The organism is Ancylobacter sp. TS-1 (assembly GCF_009223885.1).
GTDB lineage: Bacteria > Pseudomonadota > Alphaproteobacteria > Rhizobiales > Xanthobacteraceae > Ancylobacter.
In genome coordinates, this window is sequence record NZ_CP045144.1 from 584431 (window position 1) to 597967 (window position 13537).

Below are 13537 nucleotides of genomic sequence, written 5' to 3' on the forward strand. Positions count from 1 at the left end.
GAAGCCGTCGCGACGGCGTGCTTTGGCGTTTGCGACCGGCAGTCGCGGCGCCGAGGAGTTCGTCATGGCGAAGAAGATCACCGGCTACATCAAGTTGCAGGTGCCGGCCGGCTCGGCCAACCCCGCGCCGCCGATCGGCCCGGCGCTCGGTCAGCGCGGCCTGAACATCATGGAATTCTGCAAGGCGTTCAACGCCCAGACCGGCCAGCTCGAAAAGGGCATGCCGATCCCGGTCGTGATCACCGCCTATCAGGACCGTTCCTTCACTTTCGAGCTGAAGACTCCCCCGGTCTCCTACTTCCTCAAGAAGGCCGCCGGCCTCGAGACGAAGAAGAAGCCGGGCTCGGGTTCCAAGACCCCGGGCAAGGGCGGCTTCGCCGGCAAGGTCACGCGCGCCCAACTCGCGGAGATCGCCGAGAAGAAGATGAAGGACCTCAACGCCGACACCGTCGACGCGGCGGTCCGGATGATCGAGGGCTCCGCCCGTTCCATGGGCCTCGAAGTGGTGGGTTGAGCTGATGGCCAAGATTTCCAAGCGTATTCGCGCCGTCCGTGAGGGCATCGATCCGGTCAAGCTCTACGGGCTCGACGAGGCGATCCAGCTCCTGAAGGAGCGTGCCAACGCCAAGTTCGACGAGACCATCGAAGTGGCGATGAATCTCGGCGTCGATCCCCGCCATGCCGACCAGATGGTCCGTGGCGTGTGCAACCTGCCGAACGGCTCCGGCCGTACCGTGCGCGTTGCAGTGTTCGCGCGCGGCGCCAAGGCCGACGAGGCCAAGGCGGCGGGTGCCGACATCGTCGGCGCCGAGGATCTGCTCGAGACCATCCAGGGCGGCACGATCGATTTCGATCGCTGCATCGCGACCCCGGACCTGATGCCGCTGGTCGGCCGTCTCGGCAAGGTGCTGGGCCCGCGCGGCCTGATGCCGAACCCGAAGGTCGGCACCGTGACCATGGACGTCAAGGGCGCCGTCGAAGCCGCCAAGGGCGGCGCGGTCGAGTTCCGCGTCGAGAAGGCCGGCATCATCCACGCCGGCATCGGCAAGGCCTCGTTCCCGGTCGACAAGCTGGCCGAGAACATCCGCGCCTTCGCCGACGCGGTGGTCCGGGCCAAGCCGACCGGCGCCAAGGGCACCTATGTCCAGCGCATCGCGCTGTCCTCGACCATGGGCCCCGGCCTGAAGGTCGACACGTCGTCCGTGCTGTCGGCGGCGAGCTGAGCGGGTATCGATGCCTCGCGGCGAGAACGGGGCCGGTCGCGGCCCCGTGATCGCGGCGATGTGGATTTGTCAAGCCCTTGGTGCTATCAGGGGTGACAAATCCCGAGAGACCCACTATATGGGCGGTTTCGTTCCCGGCAATGAGTCGGGAGCGAACCAACAGATTCGCAGCTTTCGCCCGCGTAAAACCGGGCGGAGAGGCCGGCAGGGTTCGCCTTGCCGGCTTTAAGTCCTGTCCGAGACTGCCGGCGCCCCTCGTTCGAGGTGGCTTAATCCCGCTTCGGGGCCAGCATAGACGGGGTACGACCGAAGGAAGGGTTCCGGTCTCCGGGGCTTGGATTTCGGCTCGAACCAGCGCCTTGGCCGGTTTTCCGGTCCCAGGGGGACAGGATTCTAACCGTCGTCTCTCCGCGAGGAGGGGCGACAAGGCGCAAACCCGGCGGGGGAGCATGTCTTCCTCGCCACCGGAGAGCAAGTGAAGTGGATCGAGCACAAAAAGAAGAGCTCGTCACGTCGCTTTCCGAGGTGTTCAAGAGCACCTCGGTTGTCGTCGTGGCCCACTATTCCGGCCTCACCGTCGCCCAGCTGTCGGCCCTGCGCCGGCAGGCCAAGGCGGCCGGTGCGACTGTGAAGGTGGCCAAGAACCGCCTCGCGAAGATCGCTCTCGAAGGTTCGGACGTCGCGCATGTCGCGTCCCTGATGAAGGGACCGACCCTGATCGCCTATTCCAGCGATCCGGTTGCGGCGCCGAAGATTGCCACTGACTTCGCCAAGACGAACGACAAGTTCGTCATCCTCGGCGGAGCCCTCGGCAAGTCCGCCCTCAACCCCGACGGCGTCAAGGCTCTGGCCACGCTGCCGTCTCTCGACGAACTGCGCGCCAAGCTGGTCGGCCTCATCCAGGCCCCCGCCACCAAGGTTGCTCAGGTCGTCAACGCGCCGGCGGCGAAGCTCGCCCGCGTGTTCGGGGCCTATGGGCGCGAGAACGAAGCCGCGTGAGGCTTCCCGGTTAAATCTGGTTCGAACCGAAATCCAAGGACTTAAGTAAAATGGCTGATCTGTCGAAGCTCGTCGACGAGCTTTCCAACCTGACCGTTCTCGAGGCTGCCGAGCTCGCGAAGCTCCTCGAAGAGAAGTGGGGCGTTTCCGCTGCGGCCGCCGTGGCCGTCGCTGCCGCTCCGGGTGCTGCCGCTGCGGCTCCGGCCGTCGAGGAGCAGACCGAGTTCACCGTTGTCCTGGCTGCCGCCGGCGACAAGAAGATCGAGGTCATCAAGGAAGTCCGCGCCATCACCGGCCTGGGCCTCAAGGAAGCCAAGGACCTCGTCGAAGGCGCGCCCAAGCCGATCAAGGAAGGCGTGTCCAAGGACGAGGCCGAGAAGATCAAGGCTCAGGTCGAGAAGGCCGGCGCCAAGGTCGAGCTCAAGTGATCATCTGATCATGGGAGGCCGCCGGTTCGCCGGCGGCCTCTGCCTTCGCTCGCGGGCGAAGGCGACGTAGGAAGCCCGACGGCTTCCCCGACGGTCCGCAGCAGGATCGTCCGGCGAGCCGTCGGTTTGCGGAACGGTCAAGGGGCAGGCGTCAGGTCGCCTCATCCTTTTGACCGATTCGTTTCGCAAGCATGTGCCACCACCGTTGCCGGGCCTTTTGCCCGGGCCGTGGCTGGCGCGACGGTTACTGGGACGGAGCGAGGAGCGACATGGCGCAGACGTTCACCGGTCGTAAGCGGGTCCGCAAGTTTTTCGGCAAGATCAAGGAAGTGGCCGAGATGCCGAACCTCATCGAGGTTCAGAAGGCATCCTATGACCAGTTCTTGCAGATCGACGAGCCGAAGGGCGGTCGCGCGGACGACGGCATTCAGGCGGTTTTCAAGTCGGTTTTCCCGATCTCGGACTTCTCGGGCGCGGCCATGCTCGAATTCGTCCGCTACGAGTTCGAGCCGCCGAAGTATGACGTGGACGAGTGCCGCCAGCGCGGCATGACGTTCGCCGCCCCGCTGAAGGTGACGCTCCGCCTGATCGTGTTCGATGTCGACCCGGACACCGGCGCCAAGTCCGTCAAGGACATCAAGGAGCAGGACGTCTACATGGGCGACATTCCGCTCATGACGTCCAACGGTACGTTCATCGTGAACGGCACCGAGCGCGTGATCGTGTCCCAGATGCACCGCTCGCCGGGCGTCTTCTTCGACCACGACAAGGGCAAGACGCACTCCTCGGGCAAGCTGCTCTTCGCCGCCCGCATCATCCCGTATCGCGGTTCCTGGCTCGACATCGAGTTCGACGCCAAGGACATCGTCTTTGCGCGCATCGACCGTCGCCGCAAGATTCCGGTGACGAGCCTGCTGTTCGCCCTCGGCCTCGACGGCGAGGAAATCCTCAACACCTTCTACGAGACCGTCACCTTCGTCCGCACGAAGGACGGCTGGCGCATGCCCTTCGATCCCAAGCGGATGAAGGGTTACAAGGCCGTGTCCGATCTCGTCGACGCCGACACCGGCGAAGTGGTGATCGAGGCCGGCAAGAAGGTCACGGTCCGTCAGGCCCGCCAGCTCGCCGAGAAGGGCCTCAAGGCCCTGAAGATCTCCGATGAGGAGATGCTCGGACAGTACATCGCGCAGGACCTGGTGAACCCGCAGTCCGGCGAGATCTATGTCGAGGCCGGCGAGGAAGTCACCGAGAAGCTGCTCAAGCAGCTTGTCGACCTCGGCTATGACGAGGTGCCGATCCTCGACATCGACCACGTCAATGTGGGCGCCTACATCCGCAACACGCTGGCGGTCGACAAGAACGTCACCCGCGAGGACGCGCTGTTCGACATCTACCGCGTGATGCGTCCCGGCGAGCCGCCGACGCTGGATTCCGCGCAGGCGATGTTCCACTCGCTGTTCTTCGATTCCGAGCGCTACGACCTCTCCGCGGTCGGCCGCGTGAAGATGAACATGCGTCTTGACCTCGACGCCGCCGACACCGTGCGCGTGCTGCGCCGCGAGGACATCCTCGCGGTCATCCGCACGCTGGTGGAGCTGCGCGACGGCAAGGGCGAGATCGACGACATCGACCATCTCGGCAACCGCCGCGTCCGCTCCGTCGGCGAGCTGATGGAGAACCAGTACCGCGTCGGCCTGCTGCGCATGGAGCGCGCCATCAAGGAGCGCATGTCGTCCGTCGACATCGACACCGTGATGCCGCAGGACCTGATCAACGCGAAGCCGGTCGCCGCGGCCGTGCGCGAGTTCTTCGGCTCGTCGCAGCTCTCGCAGTTCATGGACCAGACCAACCCGCTGTCGGAGATCACCCACAAGCGCCGCCTGTCGGCGCTTGGCCCGGGCGGCCTGACGCGCGAGCGCGCCGGCTTCGAGGTGCGCGACGTGCACCCGACGCATTACGGCCGCATCTGCCCGATCGAGACGCCGGAAGGCCCGAATATCGGCCTCATCAACTCGCTGGCGACCTTCGCCCGCGTGAACAAGTACGGCTTCATCGAGGCGCCCTACCGCCGCGTGAAGGACAGCCAGGTGCAGGGCGAGGTGGTCTATCTCTCCGCCATGGAGGAGGGGAAGTACTACGTCGCGCAGGCCAACATCCCGCTCGACGCGGATGGCCGCTTCGTCGAGGACCTGATCGTCTGCCGTCACGCCGGCGACGTTCTGCTGGTCACGCCCGACCGCGTCGACTTCATGGACGTGTCGCCCAAGCAGCTCGTCTCGGTCGCCGCCGCGCTGATCCCGTTCCTTGAGAACGACGACGCCAACCGCGCGCTGATGGGTTCGAACATGCAGCGCCAGGCAGTGCCGCTGGTTCGCGCCGACGCGCCTTTCGTCGGTACCGGCATGGAGTCGGTCGTCGCCCGTGACTCGGGCGCGGCCATCGCCGCCCGCCGCACCGGCGTGATCGATCAGGTGGACGCCACCCGTATCGTCATCCGCGCGACGGAGGAGAATGACGCCTCCAAGTCCGGCGTCGACATCTACCGGCTGCAGAAGTTCCAGCGCTCCAACCAGTCGACCTGCATCAACCAGCGTCCGCTGGTGCGCGTGGGCGACCGGGTGACGAAGGGCGACATCATCGCGGACGGTCCCTCGACCGACCTCGGCGATCTCGCGCTCGGCCGGAACATCCTCGTCGCCTTCATGCCGTGGAATGGCTACAACTTCGAAGACTCGATCCTGCTGTCGGAGAACATCTCCAAGGGCGACGTCTTCTCCTCGATCCACATCGAGGAGTTCGAGGTGATGGCCCGCGACACCAAGCTGGGTCCGGAGGAAATCACGCGCGACATTCCGAACGTGTCGGAAGAGGCGCTGAAGAACCTGGACGAAGCCGGCATCGTCTATATCGGCGCCGAAGTTCAGGCGGGCGACATCCTCTGCGGCAAGATCACGCCGAAGGGTGAGAGCCCGATGACCCCGGAAGAGAAGCTGCTTCGCGCCATCTTCGGCGAGAAGGCGGCGGACGTGCGCGACACCTCGCTGCGCGTTCCCCCGGGCGTCACCGGCACGGTCGTCGAAGTGCGCGTGTTCAACCGTCACGGCGTCGACAAGGACGAGCGCGCCCAGGCCATCGAGCGCGAGGAAATCGAGCGTCTCGCCAAGGACCGCGACGACGAGCAGGCGATCCTCGACCGTAACGTCTTCGGCCGCCTCGCCGAGATGCTCGACGGCAAGACCGGCGTCGCCGGCCCCAAGGGCTTCAAGAAGGATACCGTCATCACCCGTTCGGTGCTGACCGACTATCCGCGCAGCCAGTGGTGGCAGTTCGCCATCGCCGACGATCACCTGATGGGTGAGCTGGAGGCGATCCGCAACCAGTACGACGAGTCGAAGAAGCGTCTCGAGCAGCGCTTCCTCGACAAGGTCGAGAAGCTGCAGCGCGGTGACGAACTGCCTCCGGGCGTGATGAAGATGGTCAAGGTCTTCATCGCCGTGAAGCGCAAGATCCAGCCGGGCGACAAGATGGCCGGCCGGCACGGCAACAAGGGCGTGGTCTCGCGCATCGTCCCGGTCGAGGACATGCCGTTCCTTGAGGACGGCACCCCGGTCGACATGGTGCTCAACCCGCTCGGCGTGCCCTCGCGCATGAACGTTGGCCAGATCCTGGAGACGCATCTGGGCTGGGCCTGCGCGGGTCTCGGCAAGGTCATCGACCGTGCCATCGAGAGCTACCGGCAGACCAACGACATCGCCCCGCTCAAGGACGCGTTCGGCAAGATCTACGGCAAGGATGAGACCGTCGCCTCGCTCGACGAGGAGGGTCTGGTCGAGCTGGGGTCGAACCTGCGCCGCGGCGTGCCGATTGCCACGCCTGTCTTCGATGGCGCCCGCGAGGCCGACATCGAGCACATGCTGGAGCTGGCGGGCCTCGACAAATCGGCGCAGTCGACCCTGTTCGACGGCCGCACCGGCGAGCAGTTCGACCGTAAGGTGACGGTCGGCTACATCTACATGCTGAAGCTGCATCACCTTGTCGACGACAAGATCCATGCACGCTCGATCGGCCCGTACTCGCTCGTCACCCAGCAGCCGCTGGGCGGCAAGGCGCAGTTCGGCGGTCAGCGCTTCGGCGAAATGGAGGTGTGGGCCCTGGAAGCGTATGGCGCTGCCTACACGCTGCAGGAGATGCTCACGGTCAAGTCCGACGACGTCGCCGGCCGCACCAAGGTCTACGAGGCGATCGTCCGCGGCGACGACACCTTCGAGGCGGGTATTCCCGAGAGCTTCAACGTTCTCGTGAAGGAGATGCGTTCGCTCGGCCTCAATGTCGAGCTGATGAACTCCAAGACCCACTCGGCGGTGCCGACCCCGGGCGAGAGCCTGCCGGCGGCCGAATGACCGACTGACAAGAGGGGCGGGCGGCGTATCGGCCGCCGCCCCTTCGATCGCTCGACAGATCAGACTTTTCAGTGACCCAAGCGAGCCGCGGCGGCGGAGGCGGGGTCCATCCGAAGGAGACGGCGATGAATCAAGAGGTCATGAATCTCTTCAACCCGGCGGCGCCGGCGCCGACTTTCGATCAGATCAAGATCTCGATCGCGAGTCCGGAAAAGATCCTGTCGTGGTCCTTCGGTGAGATCAAGAAGCCGGAGACGATCAACTATCGCACGTTCAAGCCCGAGCGTGACGGTCTGTTCTGCGCGCGCATCTTCGGCCCGATCAAGGACTATGAGTGCTTGTGCGGCAAGTACAAGCGCATGAAGTACAAGGGCATCATCTGCGAGAAGTGCGGCGTCGAGGTCACGCTGTCGCGCGTGCGCCGCGAGCGCATGGGCCACATCGAGCTCGCTGCCCCGGTCGCGCACATCTGGTTCCTGAAGTCGCTGCCGAGCCGCATCGGCCTGCTGCTCGACATGACGCTCAAGGACCTCGAGCGCATCCTGTACTTCGAATATTACTGCGTCATCGAGCCGGGCCTCACCCCGCTGAAGGAGCGTCAGCTCCTCTCGGAAGAGGACTATCTGCGGGCGCAGGAAGAATATGGCGAGGACTCGTTCACCGCGCTGATCGGCGCGGAGGCGATCCGCGAGCTGCTGCGCAGCATGGATCTGGAGAAGATCGCCGGCAATCTGCGCAAGGAGATCGCCGAGGCGACCACCGAGCTCAAGCCGAAGAAGCTGGCCAAGCGCCTGAAGATCGTCGAGGCTTTCCAGGAGTCCGGCAACAAGCCGGAATGGATGATCCTGACGCATGTTCCGGTCATCCCGCCGGACCTGCGCCCGCTCGTCCCGCTGGATGGCGGCCGCTTCGCGACCTCCGACCTCAACGACCTGTACCGCCGCGTCATCAACCGTAACAACCGCCTCAAGCGGCTGATCGAGCTGAAGGCGCCGGACATCATCATCCGCAACGAGAAGCGCATGCTTCAGGAAGCGGTCGATGCGCTGTTCGACAACGGCCGCCGCGGCCGCGTCATCACGGGTGCCAACAAGCGCCCGCTGAAGTCGCTCGCCGACATGCTGAAGGGCAAGCAGGGCCGGTTCCGTCAGAACCTGCTCGGCAAGCGCGTCGACTATTCCGGCCGTTCGGTGATCGTCGTCGGTCCCGAGCTGAAGCTGCACCAGTGCGGCCTGCCGAAGAAGATGGCGCTGGAGCTGTTCAAGCCCTTCATCTATTCGCGCCTCGACGCCAAGGGCCTTTCCGCCACCGTGAAGCAGGCGAAGAAGCTGGTCGAGAAGGAGCGTCCCGAGGTGTGGGACATCCTCGACGAGGTGATCCGCGAGCATCCTGTGATGCTGAACCGCGCCCCGACGCTGCATCGCCTGGGCATTCAGGCGTTCGAGCCGGTGCTCATCGAAGGCAAGGCGATCCAGCTTCACCCGCTGGTCTGCGCCGCCTTCAACGCGGACTTCGACGGCGACCAGATGGCGGTGCACGTGCCGCTGTCCATCGAGGCGCAGCTCGAAGCGCGCGTGCTGATGATGTCGACCAACAACATCCTGCACCCGGCGAACGGCGCGCCGATCATCGTGCCCTCGCAGGACATCGTGCTCGGCCTGTACTACCTGACCATGCTGCGCGACAACGAGCCCGGCGAGGGCATGGCCTTCGCCAATATGGGCGAGATCGACCACGCGCTGGCCAACAAGGTCATCACCCTGCACACCAAGGTGCGCGGGCGTCACATCGGCGTGGACGAGAACGGCGACCCGGTCTCGAAGATCTATGAGACCACCCCGGGCCGCATGAAGCTCGGCGAACTGCTGCCGAGGAGCGCCAAGATCACCTTCGACGTCGTCAACAAGCTGATGACCAAGAAGGAAATCTCGAACATGATCGACACCGTCTACCGCCACTGCGGTCAGAAGGAGACGGTCATCTTCTGCGATCGCATCATGACGCTCGGCTTCTCCAACGCCTTCCGCGCCGGCATCTCGTTCGGCAAGGACGACATGGTGGTGCCCTCCAAGAAGTGGGACATGGTCGAAGAGACCCGTGCGCTCACCAAGGAGTACGAGCAGCAGTACAATGACGGCCTGATCACCCAGGGCGAGAAGTACAACAAGGTCGTCGACGCCTGGGGCAAGTGCTCCGCGCGCCTCGCCGACGAGATGATGGCCGAGATCTCGGCGGTGAAGATCGACCCGAAGACGGGCCGGGCCAAGCCGATCAACTCGATCTACATGATGGCCCATTCGGGCGCCCGTGGTTCGCGCGAGCAGATGCGTCAGCTCGCCGCCATGCGCGGCCTGATGGCCAAGCCGTCGGGCGAGATCATCGAGACGCCGATCATCTCGAACTTCAAGGAAGGCCTGTCGGTTCTCGAATACTTCAACTCGACCCACGGCGCCCGTAAGGGCCTCGCGGACACCGCGCTGAAGACCGCGAACTCGGGCTACCTGACCCGTCGTCTCGTCGACGTGGCGCAGGACAGCATCATCACGATCCGCGACTGCGGCACCGACAACGGCATCGCCATGCGGGCCATCGTCGACGCGGGTCAGATCGTGGCGACGCTGGGCTCGCGCGTGCTGGGCCGCACCACGGCCGAGGACGTGATCGAGGGCGGCACGGGCAACGTCATCATTCCGGCGGGCCGGATGATCGACGAAGCCGATGTCGAGCGCATCTCGAAGGCCGGCGTGCAGGAGATCAAGATCCGCTCCGTGCTGACCTGCGAAGCCAAGAACGGCGTCTGCGGCACCTGCTATGGCCGTGACCTCGCGCGCGGCACGCCGGTGAACATCGGCGAGGCGGTCGGCGTCATCGCGGCGCAGTCGATCGGCGAGCCGGGCACCCAGCTCACCATGCGCACCTTCCACATCGGCGGCGCGGCGCAGCTCTCCGAGCAGTCCTTCATCGAGGCCTCGTTCGAGGGCACGGTGAAGCTCCGCAACCGCAATGTGGTGCGGAACTCCGAGGGCGAGCTGATCGCGATGAGCCGCAACCTCTCGGTGCTGATCATCGACCATGACGGCAGCGAGAAGGCGGCGCACCGCATCCAGTTCGGCGCCAAGCTGAAGGTGGATGACGGCGACGCGATCAAGCGTGGCCAGCGCATCGCCGAGTGGGACCCCTACACCCGCCCGATCCTCACCGAGGTCGAGGGCACGGTGGGTTACGAGGACCTGGTGGAAGGCGCCTCGCTGAGCGAGACGGTCGACGAGTCGACCGGCATCGCCAAGCGTGTCGTCACCGACTGGCGCACGGGCCGCGGTTCGGAACTGCGTCCCTCGCTGGTGGTCAAGGGTCCGGACGGCAAGGTGCTGAAGCTGCAGCGCGGCGGCGATGCCCGCTACACGCTGCCGGTGGAGGCGATCCTGTCGGCTGATCCCGGCTCGCAGATCAAGGCCGGCGACGTCCTTGCCCGCGTGCCGATGGAGTCCGCCAAGACCCGCGACATCACGGGCGGTCTGCCGCGCGTGGCCGAGCTGTTCGAGGCGCGTCGTCCGAAGGATGCGGCGATCATCGCCGAAATCTCCGGCACGATCCGCTTCGGCAAGGACTACAAGAACAAGCGCCGCGTCACCATCGAGCCGCAGGACTCGACCGACGAGGCGGTCGAGTACCTGATCCCGAAGGGCAAGCACATCCATCTGCAGGATGGCGACCTCGTCGAGAAGGGCGACTTCATCGTCGACGGCAACCCGGCGCCGCACGACATCCTGGCGATCAAGGGCGTCGAGGAACTCGCCGCCTATCTGGTCAACGAGATCCAGGAGGTCTACCGGCTGCAGGGCGTGCTCATCAACGACAAGCACATCGAGGTGATCGTTCGCCAGATGCTGCAGAAGGTCGAGATCGACGACGCCGGCGAGAGCGACCTGCTCACCAATGAGCAGATCGACGCCTCGGAGCTGAACGAGATCAACGAGCGACTGGTTGCGGAAGGTAAGAAGACCGCGAGCGGCCACCCGGTGCTTCTCGGCATCACCAAGGCGAGCCTGCAGACGCGCTCCTTCATCTCGGCGGCCTCCTTCCAGGAGACCACCCGGGTGCTCACCGAGGCGGCGGTCAACGGCAAGTCCGACGACCTCGCCGGCCTCAAGGAGAACGTCATCGTCGGCCGCCTCATCCCGGCCGGCACGGGCGCCCAGATGGCCAAGCTGCGCGTGACCGCGACGACCCGCGACGACCTGATCGCCGCGCAGAACGAGCAGGACGGCGTTGCCGCCAATGCGCCGCAGATCGAGGGTCCGGCCGCCGCCGAGTGATCGGCACGCCGGCACCCGCTCGGGTCCGCTGAAACAGAAAGGGCCGCTCCCTCGGGAGCGGCCCTTTTGCTTTGTGGGACGTGCGGCGCGGCTCAGGCGACGGTGAGGCGAACGTCCAGGCTGCCCTTGGTCGCGTGGGAGTAGGGGCACACGACATGGGCGCGGGCGACCAGATCCTCCGCCACGGCGCGCTCGATGCCCGGCAGCTTGATGGTCAGCGCCACGTCGAGGCCGAAGCCGGTGCCGTCTTCGCGCGGACCGATGCCGACATCGGCGGTGACGGTGCTGTCGTCGGGAACCTTGATCTTCTGCTGGCCGGCGACGAACTTGATCGCGCCGAGGAAGCAGGCGGAATAGCCGGCGGCGAAGAGCTGCTCGGGGTTGTTGCCTACGCCGCCCGGCCCCCCAAGTTCCTTCGGGGTGACGAGATCAACCTTCAGCGCGCCGTCATGGGTGGCGGCCGAGCCAGTGCGCCCGCCGGTGGCGGTCGCCTGCGTCCTGTAGAGAATGCTCATGATAGTCCTCCGCAAAAGGGCCGCGGCCCGGTGTTCATATGCGCCAATCAATCGTGCGCGATATAAAATGGATAGCTGGTCGCCCAATGCCTGTCTAGCGAAAAGTTATCGCGATAACTAATGTCGTGGTATGTTTCTCACGGCCGAATCTGGAAGGGCAGAGGGGCGGCAGGACGCCCGGTCCGTGAGCGGGCAGGGCACTCACCTTGGAAGCGGGCGACGGCGTGTGCGTCGGCCCCGAGGCGATCCATGCATCCGCACGGGCGGATCGGCCGCCGGCCCATGGTCGTGACGCGTGGCGGAACGGAGGAGGTTGCGATGAGCGAGACCGAAGATGCCCGCAGGCTGGAGAGTCAGTTCTGCTTCGCGCTCTATTCGGCGACCCATGCGGTGATGCGCACCTATCGGCCGCTGCTGGAGCCGCTCGGCCTGACCTACCCGCAATATCTCGTCATGCTGCTGCTCTGGGAGGGCGGCACGCAGACGGTGGGGGGAATCGCCGAGCGCATGCTGCTCGATTCGTCCACCCTCACGCCGCTGCTCAAGCGCCTCGAGCAGCTCGGCCTGGTCAGCCGGCGCCGCAACCCGGACAATGAGCGCCAGCTCATCGTCGCGCCGACGGCGGCGGGGATCGCGCTCGAGGAGCAGGCGCGGGCGATTCCCGAGGCGATTCTGTGCGCTTCGCAGCAGACGGTTGCCGATCTTCTACGTCTGCGCGATGAAATGACGGCGGTGCGGGACGCCTTTGCGGCGAATCGTACCGAGTCGCCGGGGGGCGCTTCCGACGGCGCAGCGCCCTGACCTTGCGGGCGTCACTTACTTGCGCCGCGTGACAGCGCGACGAAATCTAACGTCTTCAATGCCTCGCACGAGGGCGTGAGCGGCCAAACTTGCGGTTCGCACTTGACGGAAGACGACTCGACGCGTAGAAGGCGCCTACTTTCACGGCAGGCGGTTGGAATTACCGCGTTCGGACACCCTGTCTGGACACAGAATTCCAAGACGCTGCCGGGACGCATGCACGACCAAATCCGGCGCATGATCGCGCAATCGGGCGGTTTAACAACCGTTCGCGTGATCCTCTGAACGTTAGCGCCCTCGGCCAGCTTCTGGCCGGCGGCGCTTATTTTGTTCGCAGATAGCCCGGAGATGCGGCCCAGTGGGCCGGCGATGTGCAGATTGTTCCGAACCGTCGAGAGCGAATGCGGTTGTGGCCGCGGAAATTTGGGTTAGCGCGGGACACTCTGTCCTTAGCGCAGCGAGACGAAGGCGAGACACGTGCCGACGATCAACCAGCTGATCCGCAAGCCGCGGGAAGCCCAGAAGGCCCGGAACAAGGTTCCGGCGCTGCAGGCCAGCCCGCAGAAGCGCGGCGTTTGCACCCGCGTCTATACGACGACCCCGAAGAAGCCGAACTCGGCGCTTCGTAAGGTCGCCAAGGTTCGTTTGACCAATGGCTACGAAGTCATCGGTTACATCCCCGGTGAGGGGCATAACCTGCAGGAACACTCCGTGGTCATGATCCGCGGCGGCCGCGTCAAGGATCTTCCGGGCGTGCGCTATCACATCCTGCGCGGCGTGCTCGACACCCAGGGCGTCAAGAATCGTAAGCAGCGCCGTTCGAAGTACGGCGCCAAGCGGCCGAAGTGAGGATTG

Annotated in this window: 9 protein-coding genes; 8 read left to right on the plus strand and 1 reads right to left on the minus strand. The window is 65.3% G+C overall.

Annotation, left to right across the window (positions count from 1 at the left end):
• Positions 1-64 precede the first annotated feature (64 nt).
• The 6 genes from rplK to rpoC all read left to right on the plus strand — a co-directional run bounded on the left by rplK (position 65) and on the right by rpoC (position 11366).
• Positions 65-514 (plus strand): 50S ribosomal protein L11, encoded by a 450-nt coding sequence (gene rplK / locus GBB76_RS02765; protein ID WP_152301873.1) that lies wholly within the window; start codon positions 65-67, stop codon positions 512-514.
• Positions 515-518: 4 nt separating this feature from the next.
• Positions 519-1223, plus strand: a complete 705-nt coding sequence (gene rplA / locus GBB76_RS02770; protein ID WP_152301874.1) for a 50S ribosomal protein L1 — start codon at positions 519-521, stop codon at positions 1221-1223.
• Between the two features lie 480 nt (positions 1224-1703).
• On the plus strand, positions 1704-2222 hold the full coding sequence (gene rplJ / locus GBB76_RS02775) for a 50S ribosomal protein L10 (RefSeq protein ID WP_152301875.1): 519 nt from the start codon (positions 1704-1706) through the stop codon (positions 2220-2222).
• Between the two features lie 50 nt (positions 2223-2272).
• Complete coding sequence (gene rplL / locus GBB76_RS02780; RefSeq protein WP_152301876.1) at positions 2273-2650, plus strand: 50S ribosomal protein L7/L12; 378 nt, start codon at positions 2273-2275, stop codon at positions 2648-2650.
• Positions 2651-2919: 269 nt separating this feature from the next.
• Entirely contained in the window at positions 2920-7050 is a 4131-nt protein-coding gene (gene rpoB, locus GBB76_RS02785) for a DNA-directed RNA polymerase subunit beta (protein WP_152301877.1), read from the plus strand.
• Positions 7051-7175: 125 nt separating this feature from the next.
• Entirely contained in the window at positions 7176-11366 is a 4191-nt protein-coding gene (gene rpoC, locus GBB76_RS02790) for a DNA-directed RNA polymerase subunit beta' (protein ID WP_152301878.1), read from the plus strand.
• Positions 11367-11458: 92 nt separating this feature from the next.
• On the opposite strand, the gene GBB76_RS02795 is transcribed toward rpoC, so the two are convergent.
• On the minus strand, positions 11459-11881 hold the full coding sequence (locus GBB76_RS02795) for an organic hydroperoxide resistance protein (RefSeq protein WP_152301879.1): 423 nt from the start codon (positions 11879-11881) through the stop codon (positions 11459-11461).
• Between the two features lie 318 nt (positions 11882-12199).
• Here GBB76_RS02795 and GBB76_RS02800 point away from each other — a divergent pair, with 318 nt between their 5' ends.
• Both GBB76_RS02800 and rpsL read left to right on the plus strand, forming a co-directional pair.
• Positions 12200-12682, plus strand: coding sequence for a MarR family winged helix-turn-helix transcriptional regulator (locus GBB76_RS02800; RefSeq protein ID WP_152301880.1), 483 nt, complete (start codon positions 12200-12202; stop codon positions 12680-12682).
• A gap of 477 nt (positions 12683-13159) precedes the next feature.
• Complete coding sequence (gene rpsL / locus GBB76_RS02805) at positions 13160-13531, plus strand: 30S ribosomal protein S12 (RefSeq protein ID WP_018390597.1); 372 nt, start codon at positions 13160-13162, stop codon at positions 13529-13531.
• Positions 13532-13537: the final 6 nt, after the last annotated feature.

What these genes read in the sequence shown, in the direction of transcription:
- rplK (WP_152301873.1), top strand. Translation starts at nt 65, where the DNA reads ATGGCGAAGAAGATCACCGGCTACATCAAGTTGCAGGTGCCGGCCGGC.
- rplA (WP_152301874.1), top strand. Translation starts at nt 519, where the DNA reads ATGGCCAAGATTTCCAAGCGTATTCGCGCCGTCCGTGAGGGCATCGAT.
- rplL (WP_152301876.1), top strand. Translation starts at nt 2,273, where the DNA reads ATGGCTGATCTGTCGAAGCTCGTCGACGAGCTTTCCAACCTGACCGTT.
- rpoB (WP_152301877.1), top strand. Translation starts at nt 2,920, where the DNA reads ATGGCGCAGACGTTCACCGGTCGTAAGCGGGTCCGCAAGTTTTTCGGC.
- rpoC (WP_152301878.1), top strand. Translation starts at nt 7,176, where the DNA reads ATGAATCAAGAGGTCATGAATCTCTTCAACCCGGCGGCGCCGGCGCCG.
- GBB76_RS02795 (WP_152301879.1), bottom strand. Translation starts at nt 11,881, where the DNA reads ATGAGCATTCTCTACAGGACGCAGGCGACCGCCACCGGCGGGCGCACT.
- GBB76_RS02800 (WP_152301880.1), top strand. Translation starts at nt 12,200, where the DNA reads ATGAGCGAGACCGAAGATGCCCGCAGGCTGGAGAGTCAGTTCTGCTTC.